The organism is Massilia sp. 01N417 (genome assembly GCF_056399645.1).
In genome coordinates this window covers 63,874-79,198 of record NZ_JBFTRS010000017.1, presented here as the reverse complement: position 1 = coordinate 79,198, position 15,325 = coordinate 63,874, and the positions used below count along the sequence as shown (strand labels likewise).

Annotated in this window: 15 protein-coding genes; 9 read left to right on the top strand and 6 right to left on the bottom strand. The window is 62.9% G+C overall.

Features of this window, described 5'->3' with window-relative positions; all coding sequences use genetic code 11:
- Positions 1-1,113, bottom strand: a complete 1,113-nt coding sequence (locus AC1DOQ_RS18135) for a T6SS immunity protein Tli4 family protein (RefSeq protein ID WP_477367232.1) — start codon at positions 1,111-1,113, stop codon at positions 1-3.
- Positions 1,106-2,803, bottom strand: a complete 1,698-nt coding sequence (locus tag AC1DOQ_RS18130) for an esterase/lipase family protein (RefSeq protein WP_477367229.1) — start codon at positions 2,801-2,803, stop codon at positions 1,106-1,108. Before AC1DOQ_RS18130 ends, AC1DOQ_RS18135 begins: the two co-directional genes overlap by 8 nt.
- Positions 2,804-3,424: 621 nt before the next feature.
- Between AC1DOQ_RS18130 and AC1DOQ_RS18125 the strand changes: the two genes are divergently transcribed.
- The 6 genes from AC1DOQ_RS18125 (at position 3,425) to AC1DOQ_RS18100 (ending at position 9,056) form a co-directional block, all read left to right on the top strand.
- Complete coding sequence (locus AC1DOQ_RS18125; protein WP_477367226.1) at positions 3,425-5,167, top strand: acetolactate synthase 3 catalytic subunit; 1,743 nt, start codon at positions 3,425-3,427, stop codon at positions 5,165-5,167.
- Positions 5,167-5,658 (top strand): acetolactate synthase small subunit, encoded by a 492-nt coding sequence (gene ilvN / locus AC1DOQ_RS18120; protein WP_442121815.1) that lies wholly within the window; start codon positions 5,167-5,169, stop codon positions 5,656-5,658. Before AC1DOQ_RS18125 ends, ilvN begins: the two co-directional genes overlap by 1 nt.
- A gap of 96 nt (positions 5,659-5,754) precedes the next feature.
- Positions 5,755-6,771, top strand: a complete 1,017-nt coding sequence (gene ilvC, locus AC1DOQ_RS18115) for a ketol-acid reductoisomerase (protein ID WP_047826307.1) — start codon at positions 5,755-5,757, stop codon at positions 6,769-6,771.
- Positions 6,772-6,931: 160 nt separating this feature from the next.
- Positions 6,932-7,723, top strand: a complete 792-nt coding sequence (locus tag AC1DOQ_RS18110; protein ID WP_477367223.1) for an SIMPL domain-containing protein — start codon at positions 6,932-6,934, stop codon at positions 7,721-7,723.
- 84 nt (positions 7,724-7,807) lie between these two features.
- A complete protein-coding gene (gene pssA, locus AC1DOQ_RS18105; protein WP_477367220.1) occupies positions 7,808-8,677 on the top strand; it encodes a CDP-diacylglycerol--serine O-phosphatidyltransferase in 870 nt (289 codons plus the stop codon).
- 28 nt (positions 8,678-8,705) lie between these two features.
- Complete coding sequence (locus AC1DOQ_RS18100; protein ID WP_477250967.1) at positions 8,706-9,056, top strand: hypothetical protein; 351 nt, start codon at positions 8,706-8,708, stop codon at positions 9,054-9,056.
- 15 nt (positions 9,057-9,071) lie between these two features.
- On the opposite strand, the gene AC1DOQ_RS18095 is transcribed toward AC1DOQ_RS18100, so the two are convergent.
- The 3 genes from AC1DOQ_RS18095 to AC1DOQ_RS18085 form a co-directional block, all read right to left on the bottom strand.
- The gene (locus AC1DOQ_RS18095; protein WP_477367217.1) at positions 9,072-9,836 is read right to left on the bottom strand and encodes a hypothetical protein; all 765 of its coding nucleotides are present in this window, start codon (positions 9,834-9,836) and stop codon (positions 9,072-9,074) included.
- 76 nt (positions 9,837-9,912) lie between these two features.
- A complete protein-coding gene (locus AC1DOQ_RS18090; protein ID WP_477367214.1) occupies positions 9,913-10,419 on the bottom strand; it encodes a hypothetical protein in 507 nt (168 codons plus the stop codon).
- A gap of 33 nt (positions 10,420-10,452) precedes the next feature.
- Positions 10,453-10,956, bottom strand: coding sequence for a hypothetical protein (locus tag AC1DOQ_RS18085; protein ID WP_477367211.1), 504 nt, complete (start codon positions 10,954-10,956; stop codon positions 10,453-10,455).
- A 200-nt stretch (positions 10,957-11,156) separates the two neighbouring features.
- Between AC1DOQ_RS18085 and rpsO the strand changes: the two genes are divergently transcribed.
- Both rpsO and pnp read left to right on the top strand, forming a co-directional pair.
- Positions 11,157-11,426 carry a 30S ribosomal protein S15 gene (rpsO, locus tag AC1DOQ_RS18080; RefSeq protein WP_477367208.1) on the top strand — a complete coding sequence of 90 codons (270 nt, stop codon included), beginning with the start codon at positions 11,157-11,159 and terminating at the stop codon, positions 11,424-11,426.
- 186 nt (positions 11,427-11,612) lie between these two features.
- On the top strand, positions 11,613-13,724 hold the full coding sequence (gene pnp, locus AC1DOQ_RS18075) for a polyribonucleotide nucleotidyltransferase (protein ID WP_477367205.1): 2,112 nt from the start codon (positions 11,613-11,615) through the stop codon (positions 13,722-13,724).
- Between the two features lie 80 nt (positions 13,725-13,804).
- Here pnp and AC1DOQ_RS18070 read toward each other — a convergent pair whose 3' ends face one another.
- The gene (locus AC1DOQ_RS18070) at positions 13,805-14,245 is read right to left on the bottom strand and encodes a DNA-binding protein (protein ID WP_477367202.1); all 441 of its coding nucleotides are present in this window, start codon (positions 14,243-14,245) and stop codon (positions 13,805-13,807) included.
- Between the two features lie 218 nt (positions 14,246-14,463).
- On the opposite strand from AC1DOQ_RS18070, the gene AC1DOQ_RS18065 reads away from it, so the two are divergent.
- Positions 14,464-15,324 (top strand): STAS domain-containing protein, encoded by an 861-nt coding sequence (locus AC1DOQ_RS18065; RefSeq protein ID WP_477367422.1) that lies wholly within the window; start codon positions 14,464-14,466, stop codon positions 15,322-15,324.
- Position 15,325: the final 1 nt, after the last annotated feature.

Here is a 15,325-nt window from a genome sequence, read left to right as displayed (position 1 = left end):
TCATGGGGCCTTGCCTGGCCCGCTTGCCAGGGGCGTGCCTTTGGTCGCCGGCGCGGCGCTGGTGGGACGCACCCGGACGCTGGACGAAATCTTGTCCCATAACTGAGTCAGCGCTTCTTCGCCCAGGAAGCTGTTGACCGGACGCGCGCCAGCATTGACGGGATGGCCGGTCGACATTTCCAGGTGCATGAAGGGGACGAAGACGTTGTCGCTTGTGCCGTTCACTTCCCAGTTGAAACCGAAGGTATTTACAAAATTCAGTTCAGTCCATTTTTCTGCCACCTCATCGCCTTCGATCCCGTTGATGTTTCGCTTGCCCTTTCTTAATTTGTTCATGAGCGGCTTCTGCCACAAGGGCATTTCCGCATCGACAGCGGAATCGCGCTCGAGGCGTCCCTCCTTGTCCGGTTGTGTTCCTGCGCGGGTATTCAAGGCCAGGGCCAGATCCGGATGATCCTTGAAGCCGGCAAACATCGCCACGCCTTCGGTGTAGTCAGCCGGTAAAGGGTCCAGCAACATGCCGGGACCAAGGCAGAATCCGGCGGCAATGGGTATCTCATTCGCCGGAACCAAGCGGAGCTTGTCGAGAAGAATTGGGAGCTTACCGATCTTGCTGGGGTCGTAACCATCGGCGATGAAGTCAAAGCTCGTTCCCTTGGCGTGAACGTAGCCTTCCAGTTTTACGTTGATCCAGTCCGCCGGTTTGCCGTTTTCTTCGCCTTTCGTCAAATCTCGCCCAAAACGGAAGAGCTTCCCGGTAAAGCCATTGTTTTGATAATCCTCTGCGGCCTCCAGATTCTTCTGGCCAAGCGCATTTGGCTCGGCTTCGATTTCTTTTTGTCTTGCCAGGACCCGCGCTTCAAACTGCTGCCGGGTTTCCACCTGGGCGCTTACCCAGAATCCTTTTATGTATGCGCGACTGTAGGAAAAATCCATGGACTGCGGCAGATCGATCAGGAACCTGCCGACGCAGGCTGTCTTCATCTGTTGCGTCAGTTTTGCCACAGAATAGCGGTCCATCATTGCATTCCCTATGCCGTAAAGAAGATAAATCCCGTAGAGTGCCGCCAGGACACCGATCAATGGATGCGTCTTGTTGTCCGCTTTATCCATTCTTTCCGAGTTCCTGGACGACTTTGGCGATGCAATAGCAGGTCAACAGGACGGCGTCGTGATTCTTGTAGCTTTCCTGGTGGCGGTAGCCCTGGGTGGCGAACAACTGGCGGACCTTGCCGTCCGGGCCTGCGCCAGACTGTTGCGCTACCGTGTCGTCGCCGGCCGATTCCTGTCGCTCGACCGAGAAGGTGAGGGGGCGTTTGCCTTCGACCTGTACGGTCCGGGCACCGTCCGGCGCATGGGCCAGATAATTTGCTGTCCGAATATTCGACACCGTCACTGGTCCATGCGACCCGTTGGACGGCTCATGGGCCACCCAGCGGATCCGGCCATATGCAGGATGTGCCTTGTCGGCGCCGTAAAAGGCAAAGCTTGTGGGATGGTAGTAATCCGCGAGCCAGTCGTGAAATTTTTCTGCGGTGTCGATGGCGTCACTGACTCTTTTTCCAACACCGCCAGACAAGTCCTGGTACAGATCGGCAGGGTTGGCCAGGGCAGGATTGATCAGCCTGTACCATGATGTCGTGTCGCGGTAGAGATCGTAAGGATTCGGCTGCGATTCGTTCGGCAGGCTCAGGCAATCAGTGGGGTTCTCTCGCCGCGCGCCGGGGGCAGGATGCCGGGCCACCCGCACGTGCAGCCAGGGCCGTGGGTAAAGTTTGTTGGGCAACAGTTCCAGCGCACCCGGCGCAACCGACAACACAGGCGTCGTATCCTCGGGCCGCCTGCCGGCGATGTCGGCGAATTTGCCGGCCTTGTAGTTGTCGATTCCATCGTTCGCCGGGTTGTCGCACTCCGTGCCGCATGCCAGGCGGCGGTAGACCAGGGGCGCACCCAGGGCCGGCATGACGCCGTGGATCACACCCAGGATCTTGTCCGGAATGCGCTTGGCGCAGGCACGTCCGACCAGGCCGCCCATCGAGTGGGTAACGAGGATCACCTTCTCGCATGCATGCTTGCGGGTCCGCCACCACGTGATGATCTCGTCGATCCGCCGCTCGAGACGCCTGGCCGATTCCCCGCACGACTGCAGCCAGTTGTAGCCGCAGGCGTAGATCGGGTACTGGTACCCGGCATATTTTTCGAGTTCGCTTTCCGTCAATGGCGCTACCGAGCGCACGCCCCAGCGGCGCAGCGGCTCGCTCTGCATGGCCTGCATGACTTCCTTCCAGCGGGTCCGGATGTGCCGCTGGTTGAGCGCGTCGAAGCGGAAGGTCATTTCAAGGTGACTCTGCAGTTCGAACAGCAGGTTGCCGTACGAACCGTTGAAGATCTCGCCCCAGCCGCGCTCGCGCATGACGCTCTGCTCGAGATGGCAGTGCGGGATGTCCAGGTCGCCCGTGTCGTCGACTTCCAGTTGGTCTGGATGCAGGATGAGCTGGCGCACTCTCGGGCTTCGCTTCTTCCAGTCGCTCGCATACAGCAAAGCAGCCGCATCATTGTTCGGCGGCCGCCAGGCCGGCTCTCCCGGCTTGAGCGGGTAAGCCGGCGGCAGCTTCACATCGCGCCTGACACGCAGATTCGTTCCCATCGTTCCTGGAATAAATATGACTGGAACAACCTTGTTCGAACCTTTGTACACCAGGCCGCGGGTTTTGAAACTGGTCGGTGTCAGGACCGTGCGCACACTGAGGCTACCGTCCTCATTGATTGTGGGATCTTTCAAGCGACGCAATGGATCTGTCATCTTTGGCTTCACATAAAAGCTGTAATGCTGGCATGACAAACGAGTGCTACTTCTGCTCGATTCCGATTGCGTCGGGGCACACGATAGATCGCCAGCAAAGGAATGATCGACGCAATGTGCATCGCATAAACTCATTGCGTGGCGTCTTTTCAAGACAAGTCAGCAACTGGTCATGCCGGGCTCGCTTGTATTGCCGGGTGCGGGAGGGTTGACGTCAGCACGGCAACGTTTCACGCGCGCGTCCACATAAACATTTCGAAAAATAAAATCCTTTTTTAACTTGACCAGAATGGTGCAACGCAGTAATGTAACTAACGCTTTGCAACCCCGAAGCCCACGGTCAGGCAGGACCGGCACACAAGGCCGCTCCCGCATGACGCGCTTTCACATGTAGGCAGTTTGCTCCAACCCGCGCCAAAAGCGCGAGAGACACGCATTCCGCACACAGAAACTCACGCTGAACGAGTTTGCGCCCAGCGCCGGTTCGTAAGTCATCTACGGGTGGCTGAAAGATCGACGTGACCGCAGGAAGAAGGGAAGCATGAGCACTGTTGCGTGACACGTATCTCGTCAGGAACGAGCATCCGATCAATCTCCCTATGGGTCTTGAAAGGAAACGTAATGAGTCACGATTCGGCAGTTCCCATCACGGGCGCTGAGATACTGGTCCGTTGTCTGGCGGAGGAGGGCGTGAAACACGTCTTCGGCTATCCGGGCGGCGCGGTCCTGTATATCTACGACGCCATCTTCAAGCAGGACAAATTCCAGCACATCCTGGTACGCCACGAACAGGCGGCCATCCATGCGGCCGACGCCTATTCGCGCAGTTCGAACCAGGTCGGCGTGGCCCTCGTCACGTCCGGTCCGGGCGTCACGAATGCCGTCACCGGCCTCTCGACCGCCTATATGGACTCGATCCCGATGGTGGTGATTTCCGGCCAGGTGCCGACCCACGCGATCGGCCAGGACGCGTTCCAGGAATGCGACACGGTCGGCATCACCCGGCCGGTGGTCAAGCACAACTTCCTCGTCAAGGACGTGCGCGACGTCGCCTCGACGATCAAGAAGGCCTTCTATATCGCCCGTACCGGCCGTCCCGGTCCCGTGCTGGTCGATATCCCGAAGGACATCAGCATGCAGAAGGCCCTGTACGAGTATCCTCGCGAGATCGAGATGCGCTCGTACAAGCCGGTCGACAAGGGCCATGCGGGCCAGATCCGCAAGGCCGTGCAGCTGCTGCTGTCCGCCGAGCGCCCGATGATCTACACCGGCGGCGGCGTGATCCTGGCGAACGCCTCGAACGAGCTGAACCGCCTGGTCGACAAGCTCGGCTATCCGGTCACCAATACGCTGATGGGCCTGGGCGCCTACCGCGCCTCCAGCGGCCACTTCGTCGGCATGCCGGGCATGCACGGCACCTATGAAGCGAACATGGCGATGCAGCATTGCGACGTCCTGATCGCGATCGGCGCCCGCTTCGACGACCGCGTGATCGGCAACCCGAAACACTTCGCCAGCAACCCGCGCAAGATCATCCACATCGACATCGACCCGTCCTCGATCTCGAAGCGGGTGAAGGTCGACATTCCCATCGTCGGCAACGTCAAGGACGTGCTGGTCGAGCTGCTGTCCCAGCTCGACGCCGCCGAGCAGACCCCGGGCGCGGGCCGGCCGAACGAACAGGCGCTGCAGAAGTGGTGGGGCCAGATCGGCGAATGGCGCTCGCGCGAATGCCTGCGCTACACGCCGTCCGACGAGGTCATCAAGCCGCAATCGGTGGTCGAGACCCTGTGGCAGGTGACCGGCGGCGACGCCTTCGTCACCTCCGACGTCGGCCAGCACCAGATGTGGGCTGCCCAGTACTACCCGTTCAACCAGCCGCGCCGCTGGATCAACTCGGGCGGTCTCGGCACCATGGGCGTGGGCCTGCCGTACGCGATGGGCGTGCAGATGGCGAACCCCGGTTCCACCGTCGCCTGCATCACCGGCGAAGGCTCGATCCAGATGAACATCCAGGAACTGGCGACCTGCAAGCAGTACCACCTGACGCCAAAGATCATCCTCCTGAACAACCGCTTCCTGGGCATGGTGCGCCAGTGGCAGGAACTCGACTACAACTCGCGCTATGCCGAGTCGTACATGGATGCGCTGCCGGATTTCGAGAAGCTCGCCGAGGCCTATGGCCACGTCGGCATGCGCATCGAGAAGCCGGGCGACGTCGAAGGAGCCCTGCGCGACGCCTTTGCCATGAAGGACCGCCTGGTGTTCATGAACTTCATCACCGACCGCAGCGAGAACGTCTGGCCGATGGTCAAGACGGGCAAGGGTTTGTCGGAAATGCTGCTGAGTTCGGAGGACCTGTAATGCGCCACATTATTTCCGTCCTGCTCGAGAACGAAGCGGGCGCCCTGTCGCGCGTGGTCGGCCTGTTCTCCGCACGCGGCTACAACATCGAGACGCTGACCGTGGCGCCGACCGAAGATCCGACGCTGTCGCGCATGACCATCGTGACCACCGGCTCCGACGACATCATCGAGCAGATCACCAAGCACCTGAACCGCCTGATCGAGGTGGTGAAGGTGGTCGACCTGACCGAAGGCCAGCACATCGAGCGCGAGCTCATGCTGATCAAGGTGAGGGCGGTCGGCAAGGAGCGCGAAGAGATGAAGCGCACCGCCGACATCTTCCGCGGCCGCATCATCGACGTGACCGAGAAGACCTACACGATCGAGCTGACCGGCGCCAAGAGCAAACTCGACGCCTTCATCGACGCCATCGACCGCGCTTCCATCCTCGAGACCGTGCGTACCGGCGGTTCCGGCATCGGCCGCGGCGAGCGGATTTTGAAAGTTTGAACGTCAAGGCGTGGGCGGAGGCCGCCCACCCTGCGGTAGCGTGGGCACCCCGTGCCCACGCACCACACACCACACACCAAAACACAGGACACAAAAATGAAAGTTTTCTACGACAAAGACTGCGACCTCTCCCTCATCAAAGGCAAGAACGTCGCCATCATCGGCTACGGCTCGCAAGGTCACGCCCACGCCCAGAACCTGTCGGAATCCGGCGTCAACGTCACCGTCGGCCTGCGCCGCGGCGGCGCTTCCTGGACCAAGGTCGAGCAGGCCGGCCTGAAGGTCGCCGAAGTCAACGAGGCAGTCAAGGCCGCCGACGTCATCATGATCCTGCTGCCGGACGAGAACATCGCCCAGGTCTACAAGGAAAACGTCGAGCCGAACGCCAAGCAGGGCGCCGTGCTGGCCTTCGCCCACGGCTTCAACGTGCATTATGGGCAGGTGGTGCCGCGCGCCGACCTCGACGTGATCATGGTCGCACCGAAGGCCCCGGGCCACACCGTGCGCGGCACCTACACCCAGGGTGGCGGCGTGCCGCACCTGGTCGCCGTCTACCAGGATAAATCGGGCGCGGCGCGCGACATCGCGCTGTCGTATGCGATGGCCAACGGCGGCGGCCGTGCCGGCATCATCGAGACCAACTTCCGCGAAGAGACCGAGACCGACCTGTTCGGCGAGCAGGCCGTGCTGTGCGGCGGCGCCGTCGAGCTGATCAAGGCCGGTTTCGAGACCCTGACCGAAGCCGGCTACGCGCCGGAAATGGCCTATTTCGAGTGCCTGCACGAGCTGAAGCTGATCGTCGACCTGATCTACGAAGGCGGCATCGCCAACATGAACTACTCGATCTCGAACAACGCGGAATACGGCGAATACGTGACCGGCCCGCGCATCGTGACCGAAGACACCAAGAACGCGATGCGCCAGTGCCTGAAGGACATCCAGACCGGCGAGTATGCCAAGTCCTTCATCCTCGAGAACAAGGCCGGCGCCCCGACCCTGATCTCGCGCCGCCGCCTGAACGCCGAGCACCAGATCGAGCAGGTGGGCAGCAAGCTGCGCGCGATGATGCCGTGGATTGCCAAGAACAAGCTGGTGGATCAGTCGAAGAACTAAGCTCGGCCGCTTACGTCATTCCCGCGAAAGCGGGAATGACGGTAATGTTTGCATCAACGACAGTAATGAATTGCAACCGTTTGCAATATTCCATTACATAAATACGCACCCGCCCCAAAACACGCTATCGTTCCGCCTGTAACCAATCAGGAGAACAACAATGCGTCCGTCCCCCCTCATCCTCGCCATCAGCATCGCACTGGCAAGCGTCCCGGCCCTGAACGCCCAGGCCCAAAGCGCACCCGCCATGGTCGCGACCACCAGCGGCACCCTGGTCATCGTCCCCGCCTACGGCGAAGTCCGTCATGCCAATGACGAAGCCACCGTCACCTTCTCGGTCGAAGAGCAGGACAAGGACCGCGCCGCCGCCACCGCCCGCGTGAACCAGAAGATGAAGCAGGGCACCGAGATCGTGCGCCGCGAGGATCCGCGTGCGGAGCTCAAGACCGTCAATTACTACAGCTATCCGGTGTACCCGGAAGTGCCGGACACGCCGCGTCCGATGGCCAACCAGCAGGCGGCGCGCCGCGTGCCGATCGGCTGGCGCGTCGGCCAGTACCTGGAAGTGAAGACCCGCAACCTCGACAACCTGCCGAAGACCGCCGCCGCGGCCCAGAAGGTGCTGGGCATTACCAACATCGACTATCACCTGAGCCCGGAACTGACCCGTAAGCTGGACGACGAGCGCATCGCCGCCACCTACCGCAACCTGAACGAGCGCGTCGCTTCGATCGCGCGTGCGATGGGACGCAACGTCAACGACGCCGTGATCGACACCGTCGACTTCGAAGGCAGCGGCAATTACGTGGGCGGGCAGGGCGACGTCGCCGCCGCGCCGATGGCGATGATGCGCGCCAAGCACGCGGAAGCCGCCGACATGCCGGAGCCCAGCTTCGAGCCGGGCGAGACCCGTCTGCAGATGCGCCTGGTGGGCAAGGTGAAATTCCGGTAAGCGTATCGGTTCGCTAACACCCGTGCGCGGCCATATAATGGCGTGGTCCGCGCCCGCGCGCGCTGTTACCGAATAACAATACTTATGCCAACACTCCCACGCCGCAGAAAGAGCGGCGCACCCAAGACCTCACGCTTCGGCCGTTTCAGCCGCTTCAGCCGCGCTCCGCGCAAGATGGACGCGGTGGCGCGTCCGCGGCGCGGCATCTACCTGCTGCCGAACGCCTTCACGACCGCCGCCCTGTTCGGCGGTTTCTACGCCATCGTAATGGCGATGAACCAGCGCTTCGACCAGGCCTGCTGGGCCGTGTTCATCGCCATGGTCCTCGACGGCCTGGACGGCCGCGTGGCGCGCCTGACGAACACCCAGTCGGAATTCGGCGCCCAGTACGATTCGCTGTCCGACATGGTGTCCTTCGGCGCCGCGCCGGCCCTGGTGATCTACGAATGGTCGCTGCGCGGCCTGGGCAAGCTGGGCTGGATCGCCGCTTTCGTCTACTGCGCCGGCGCCGCGCTGCGCCTGGCCCGCTTCAATACCAATATCGAAGTCGTCGACAAGCGCTTCTTCCAGGGCCTGCCCAGCCCGGCCGCGGCGGCCCTGGTGGTCGGCTTCGTGATGATGATGACCGATCCCGAGATCAACATCAGTCCGCGCCAGGCCGACTGGATCTCCTGGTGCATCGCCTTGTTCGCCGGCCTCACCATGGTCACCAATGTGCCCTTCTACAGCTTCAAGGACGTCAATTTCCGCAAGTCGGTGCCCTTCATCGTGGTGTTCCTGGTGGCGCTGGGACTGGCCCTGCTGGCGATCGACCCGCCCAAGGTGCTGTGGCCGCTGTTCGTGCTGTACGGCCTGTCCGGCTATGCCGTGTACCTGTGGCGCCTGGCCAAGGGCAAGCCGGTCAGCATCGTGCAGACCGAGGAAGAGCCGATCGATCCGAGCGAGCGGCGCTGATCCGGGCGTCCGATGGTATGCTGAAGCCATGACTACCGATTCCGACATTGAGCTGTCCGGCCCTTTCCAGGCCAAGGACGGCAACGGCCGTACCCTCGACGTGAAGGCGATCCGCATCTTCGACGAGGGTTACGGGATCATCGACGTGTACGTGGAGTTCAAGGCCCAGCTCGAGCCGGGGGCCCACAAGGATCCGGTGCTGCTGCGCCAGATCGTCGACCGCCTGCGCGCGGTCGGCTACAAGGGGCCGGACTTCGGCCTCAGCGATCCCGGCCTGCAGGAAAGCCGCCTGATCGTGCTCGAGGCGCCGGAGGAGTTCGCCGCCTTCGCCAAGAGCCGCGGCTGGAAGAACCTGGCCGAGGATTTCGACGACGAGTAAGCTTGGCCTGCCGGCCTAGTCCCGCAGCGTGCGCCACTCCTGCTGCGTCGCCGGCTGCTCGTGCTGCGGGCAGCTGGTAATCCGCTGCTTGCCGTGCTTTTCGATCATGTCGATGCTGGTGGCGGGCGAGCGTTCCGTGATGCAGTAGGTGCCGTTGCCGGTGATGACGCGCGAGCGGCGTGCGCCGTCGCCGGTATCGTTGACCAGCGATTCCACCTTCGGCGCTTCCCAGATCCTGCCGGGCGCCAGCGCGGCCGCTTCTTCCATCTTCCTGCGCATGCGGATCTGCGGACTGTCCAGCGGGGCGCCGATATACGGCCGGTTTTCCTTGCGCAGCGCCTTGTCGATGCCGCCGATGTCGCGCCTGGCGCGTTCCATGATCTGTTCGGCGCCCGGCTTCGTTGCGGCGGGCTGGGATGGCGCCTCGGCGCTCGTGCCGGATGGCGGCGCTGGCTTGTCTGCCGGCGCCGCGGCCGGCGGGTTTGCCGGCAAGGGCGGCACGGTGATGGCGGGGGCGGCGGGGGCGGCGGGACGGGGATGTCGTGCGGGCGCTTCCTTGCGCGGCGCGGCGTCCTCGTCCTTCAGTGCCGGCGCCGTCGCCGGCCGCGGTCTCGGCAACGGAATCCACACGGTGCGGCTGCGCGTCTCATCGTCCTGGCGGGCTGGCGCCGGCAGCGTGCGCAAGGCCTGCCAGCCGACAAGGAGCGCCAGGTGCACGAAGGCTGTCAGCAGCAGCCCCAGGCGGCGGTCGGTGGCGGCTGTGTTGTAGGCAAGGTTCATGCAGAAAAAGTATAGCGGCCGCGGCGGGCCACTTTGTCACACATCCTCACCGTCCGCTTAACGCGGCCTTAAGAACTCAGCGGTGCCGGAAGCGGTCGTCGTACATCGGATCCGGCCCGTTCAGCATCTGCCGCACGACACCTTGCTCGTCGAAGTGGACGTTCATCATCGAATTCCACACGCCGGCCTCCTTGTAGCGGTAGGACCAGACTTCGTAGTTGTGGAAGGCGACACGCGAGATCTCGGCCGGGCGGCCGAAGTTGCGCAGGATGTCGTCCTTGGTCCATTGGTCGACCTTTACCCTGGCGAAATTCTCGCTGGTCAGCACCTGCTCGTAGGAGAGCAGGCGGCCGTCCGGCCCGATGCGCGCCATGTGCTGGAACTGGCCCATCGGCTGGCCGCGGTACTCCAGCACCTGGCCGCCGTCCGGTTCCGGGTAGCTGGCGGCAGGCTGGCCCAGCGCGGCCGTGACCTCGGCCAGCGGCGCGCCGGCGGGCGGCGGCTGGCGGAACAGCGGGGCGCAGGCGGACAGGGAGAATGCGAGCGCCGCCGCCAGCGTGATCGTCCTGATCGGATGGTTCATTGCCAGCCTCCTCGTAAAAAGTGCTGCCGGCGCTCACAGACCCTTGTAGCGGTCGTCGAGCAGCGGGTCCGGGCTGTTGAACACGCGCAGCACCGTGCCGCGCGCATTGAAGTCCACGTTCATCACCGAGTTCCATACGCCTTTTTCCTTGTAGCGATAGGACCAGATCTCGCCTTCCTCCAGGCGCGAGCGCACGACCTCGGCCGGGCGGCCGAAGTTGCGCAGGACGTCGTCGCGGTTCCAGCGGCCGACCTCGATCCTGTCGAAGTTCTCGCTGGTGAGCACCTGCTCGTAGGAGATCAGCTTGCCGTCGGCGCCGATGCGCGCCATGTGCTGGAACTGGCCCATCGGCTGGCCGCGGTATTCGAGCACCTGGCCGCCGGCCGGGTCGGGGTAGACGGCATCCGGCTTGCCGAGCTTGGCCGTGACTTCGGCCAGTGGCGCGCCGACGGCGGGCGTCCGGCGGATCATCGGGGCGCAGGCGGAGAGCGACAGGATCAGTGCGAGGGTGGCGGCGGTTGTGAGGGTTTTCGTCATCGGTGTATGCATTCAAAGTCCGTGAGGCATGCCAAAACGGCAATGCCGGTCCCCGACATTGTATAGCGAAGCCGAAGAATTTCTGGCTTCACCCGACTTTTTCCCCTATACTTCCCGGTCTTGGCTTTCGAAGCCAGGTTTCTTAACAACTCACGGTGCGCTGGGTTCCGACTCTTGCACCGCATGTGAAAGGTAACATCATGACCGTAGAACACATCAACAAGGCCGCCATCATCGCGGACAACGCACGTGGCGACAAAGACACCGGCTCCCCGGAAGTCCAGGTTGCACTGCTGACCGCACGCATCAACGAACTGAACGGCCACTTCAAGGAACACAAGAAAGACCACCACTCGCGCCGCGGCCTGATCATGATGGTCAACCGTCGTAAGAGCCTGCTGGCTTACCTGAAGAACAAAGACCTGAACCGTTACCGCGATCTGATCGCCAAGCTCGGTCTGCGTAAGTAATCTGCGCATTGAGCCAATCGGCTTGATCACGAAATGCCTGCGTCAGTTCGGCTGCCGCAGGCATTTTGTTTTTTCTTTTGGCGAAACGCCAACTGACTTGCAGTAAAGGCTATCGAAGCCGGATAGCCCGTGGTGAGGTGAACGACAGCGCCTGAAAATCTGTCGGCAAATAGAAAGGGATTACCCATGTTTAACAAAGTTACGAAAACCTTCCAGTACGGCGACCATACCGTGACCCTGGAAACCGGCGAGATCGCTCGCCAGGCTTCCGGCGCCGTCGTCGTGTCGGTCGAGGACACCGTCGTCCTGGCAACCGTGGTGGCGAAGAAAGACGCCAAGCCGGGCCAGGACTTCTTCCCCCTGACGGTCGACTACATCGAGAAGAGCTACGCCGCCGGCAAGATCCCGGGCGGCTTCTTCAAGCGCGAAGGCCGTCCGTCGGAGAAGGAGACCCTGACGTCGCGCCTGATCGACCGTCCGATCCGCCCGCTGTTCCCGGAAGGTTACCTGAACGAAGTCCAGGTCATCATCCACGTGCTGTCCGTGAATCCCGAGATCGATCCGGACATCCCGTCGATGATCGGCGCCTCGGCCGCCCTGTGCGTGGCCGGCATCCCGTTCAGCGGCCCGATCGGCGCCGCCCGCGTCGGCTACGCCAACGGCCAGTACATCCTGAACCCGACCACCACCCAGCTGAAGACCTCGCAGATGGACCTGGTCGTCGCCGGTACCGAACACGCCGTGCTGATGGTCGAATCCGAAGCCCAGCAACTGTCGGAAGAAATCATGCTGGGCGCGGTCGTCTACGGCCACGAGCAGATGAAGGCCGTGATCGACGCCATCCACGCCCTGGTCGAAGAAGGCGGCAAGCCGGAAGTCGAGTGGGCGCCGGCACCGAAGAACGAAACCCTGATCGCACAAGTGGCCCAGCTGGCTGAAGCCAAGGTCCGCGACGCCTACCAGACCCGCGAAAAATCGGCGCGCCAGCAGAAGCTGAAGTCGCTGTCGGGCGAAGTGATGGCCGGTCTGGCGGAGCAGGGCATCGAAGCCGATGCGGCCGAAGTCGGCAACATCCTGTTCGACATGGAAGCCAAGGTCGTGCGTTCGCAGATCCTGGACGGCGAGCCGCGTATCGACGGCCGCGACACCCGCACCGTGCGTCCGATCTCGATCCGCACCAGCGTCCTGCCGCGTACCCACGGTTCGGCCCTGTTCACCCGCGGTGAAACCCAGGCGCTGGTGATCGCCACCCTCGGCACCGGCCGCGACAGCCAGAAGATCGACGCGCTGATGGGCGAGTACACCGACGACTTCATGATGCACTACAACATGCCTCCGTTCGCCACCGGCGAAACCGGCCGTGTTGGCACCCCGAAGCGCCGCGAAATCGGCCACGGCCGCCTGGCCAAGCGCGCGCTGGTCGCCGCACTGCCGTCGCCGGAAGAGTTCAGCTACTCGGTGCGCCTGGTCTCGGAAATCACCGAGTCGAACGGTTCGTCGTCGATGGCATCCGTCTGCGGCGGCTGCCTGGCGCTGATGGACGCCGGCGTGCCGATGAAGGCCCACGTGGCCGGCATCGCCATGGGCCTGATCAAGGAAGGCGGCAAGTTCGCAGTCCTGACCGACATCCTGGGCGATGAAGACCACCTGGGCGACATGGACTTCAAGGTGGCCGGTACCGCCAACGGCATCACCGCGCTGCAGATGGACATCAAGATCCAGGGCATCACCAAGGAAATCATGCAGGTGGCGCTGGCGCAAGCCAAGGACGGCCGCCAGCACATCCTGGCCGAGATGCAGAAGGCCATGCCGACCGTGAAGACCGAGCTGTCGGACTTCGCACCGCGCCTGATCACCATCCGCATCAACCCGGAAAAGATCCGTGACGTGATCGGCAAGGGCGGCGCAGTGATCCGCGCGCTGACCGAAGAAACCGGCACCCAGATCGACATCACCGACGAAGGCATCGTGACCATCGCGTCGGTCGACGCCGCCGCCGGCCAGGAAGCCAAGCGCCGCATCGAAGAGCTGACCGCATCGGTCGAAGTGGGCAAGACCTACGACGGCACCGTGCTGAAGCTGCTGGACTTCGGCGCCATCGTGCAGGTCATGCCGGGCAAGGACGGCCTGCTGCACATCTCGCAGATCGCCAACGAGCGCGTCAACGCCGTGGCCGACTACCTGAAGGAAGGCCAGCAAGTGCGCGTGAAGGTCCTCGAGACCGACGAGCGCGGCCGTCTGAAGCTGTCGATGAAGGCTGCTGCCGCGGATGACGCGGCGGCGGGTGCGGCGCAGTAATCTGCGTGCTCTCCCGGCCGCTCCGGCGGCCTGCCACATGAAAACCGCCAGTGCGTGAGCCTGGCGGTTTTTTCATATGTTCAAGCCAGTTCCGGATGATGCGTCCCGAGCCAGCTCTTGAGGTGCGCGAGCAGCGCCTTCGCCTGCGCCCGGGCGTCCTCGACCGCGCCGGCGCTGACGGGAGCGCCTTCGTAGTCGTCGCAGTTGCGCAGCTGCCGCAGATCGTCGAGTTCTACCATGATGCCCTGGTCGAGGCCGATGGCGACCGGCAGGGACTGGATCGCGGTCTGGTGATGTCCGGGCTTGCTGGTCGAGGTGCGGTAGCCGTTCGCCAGCAGGCCGGCGATGGCGCATTGCATGACGCACTTGTAGGCGGCGTCGAAGCGGTTTTCGTTGCTGATGGCGGTGACGCCGGCATCGTCCAGGTTGCGCTCGGCCGCCGCCAGCAGGCGCTGGATATTCTCGCGATTGGGGCTGGCCTCGTCGAGGCTGCCGATTTCCAGCAGATTTTGTAGGCTCATCTATATTGTCCGATTGAAAAAATAAGGCCTGCAGAAGCCGCTCGTATCGTCAGGCACGCTCGACTGTAGCACCCTCGGGCGCGCCACCCGATTCGGTACGCAATCGTGTCGTGTCGTGAAGGCAAGGAATGGTATAGTTAGTCATTTATTTAACAGAATGGCCCTAGTTACAACATCCAAAGGGCCTTACTCACCTTCCAAAACCAAAGGAACCAATGATGACCACCCAGGACTACGCGACCCGCATCAGCCAGCTCATCCAGGAACACGAGGCCGAGATCGGGGCCGAGTGGATGGCGCAGCTGGAAGCGCTGACGGTCCGCTCCAACGTGGTCTCGAAAGAGCAGCTGCGCAGGCACTGCCAGCAATTCCTGACCGCCTTCAGCAACGCCACCCGCGGCGGCGAGCTGAACAATATCGAGCATCGTTCCTGGGACGAGGTGCGCGACCTGCTGGCCGAGATCTCCGCCTCCCGCGCCAAGAACGGCTCGACCCCGAGCGAGACCGCAACCTTTATTTTTTCGCTCAAGCAGCCGCTGTTCGCACGCCTGAACGCGGGCTTCGCCAACGACCCGGCGGCCCTGGCCAACGCTTCCTGGACCATCAGCTCGCTGCTCGACAAATTCGGCCTGTACACCATCGAGGTGTTCCAGCGTGCCCGCGACCAGATCATCGTGCGCCAGCAGCAGGAACTGCTGGAGCTGTCGACCCCGGTGGTCAAGCTGTGGAACGGCATCCTGGCGCTGCCGCTGATCGGCACCCTGGATTCGGCGCGCACCCAGGTGGTCATGGAAAACATCCTGCAGAAGATCGTCGACACCGGCGCCGCCATCGCGATCATCGACATCACCGGCGTGCCGACCGTCGACACCCTGGTCGCCCAGCACCTGATGAAGACCATCGCCGCGGCCCGCCTGATGGGCGCCGACTGCATCATCAGCGGCATCCGCCCGCAGATCGCCCAGACCATCGTCCACCTCGGCGTCAACCTGGAAGACGTGACCACCAAGGCCAGCCTGGCGGACGCCTTCGTGGTGGCGCTCGAGCGCACCGGCACCTCGATCGTGAAGAAGGGCTGAG

Coding starts and splice junctions, on each gene's coding strand:
- AC1DOQ_RS18135 (WP_477367232.1), bottom strand. CDS start 1,113: ATGGATAAAGCGGACAACAAGACGCATCCATTGATCGGTGTCCTGGCG.
- AC1DOQ_RS18130 (WP_477367229.1), bottom strand. CDS start 2,803: ATGACAGATCCATTGCGTCGCTTGAAAGATCCCACAATCAATGAGGAC.
- AC1DOQ_RS18125 (WP_477367226.1), top strand. CDS start 3,425: ATGAGTCACGATTCGGCAGTTCCCATCACGGGCGCTGAGATACTGGTC.
- ilvN (WP_442121815.1), top strand. CDS start 5,167: ATGCGCCACATTATTTCCGTCCTGCTCGAGAACGAAGCGGGCGCCCTG.
- ilvC (WP_047826307.1), top strand. CDS start 5,755: ATGAAAGTTTTCTACGACAAAGACTGCGACCTCTCCCTCATCAAAGGC.
- AC1DOQ_RS18110 (WP_477367223.1), top strand. CDS start 6,932: ATGCGTCCGTCCCCCCTCATCCTCGCCATCAGCATCGCACTGGCAAGC.
- pssA (WP_477367220.1), top strand. CDS start 7,808: ATGCCAACACTCCCACGCCGCAGAAAGAGCGGCGCACCCAAGACCTCA.
- AC1DOQ_RS18100 (WP_477250967.1), top strand. CDS start 8,706: ATGACTACCGATTCCGACATTGAGCTGTCCGGCCCTTTCCAGGCCAAG.
- AC1DOQ_RS18095 (WP_477367217.1), bottom strand. CDS start 9,836: ATGAACCTTGCCTACAACACAGCCGCCACCGACCGCCGCCTGGGGCTG.
- AC1DOQ_RS18090 (WP_477367214.1), bottom strand. CDS start 10,419: ATGAACCATCCGATCAGGACGATCACGCTGGCGGCGGCGCTCGCATTC.
- AC1DOQ_RS18085 (WP_477367211.1), bottom strand. CDS start 10,956: ATGACGAAAACCCTCACAACCGCCGCCACCCTCGCACTGATCCTGTCG.
- rpsO (WP_477367208.1), top strand. CDS start 11,157: ATGACCGTAGAACACATCAACAAGGCCGCCATCATCGCGGACAACGCA.
- pnp (WP_477367205.1), top strand. CDS start 11,613: ATGTTTAACAAAGTTACGAAAACCTTCCAGTACGGCGACCATACCGTG.
- AC1DOQ_RS18070 (WP_477367202.1), bottom strand. CDS start 14,245: ATGAGCCTACAAAATCTGCTGGAAATCGGCAGCCTCGACGAGGCCAGC.
- AC1DOQ_RS18065 (WP_477367422.1), top strand. CDS start 14,464: ATGACCACCCAGGACTACGCGACCCGCATCAGCCAGCTCATCCAGGAA.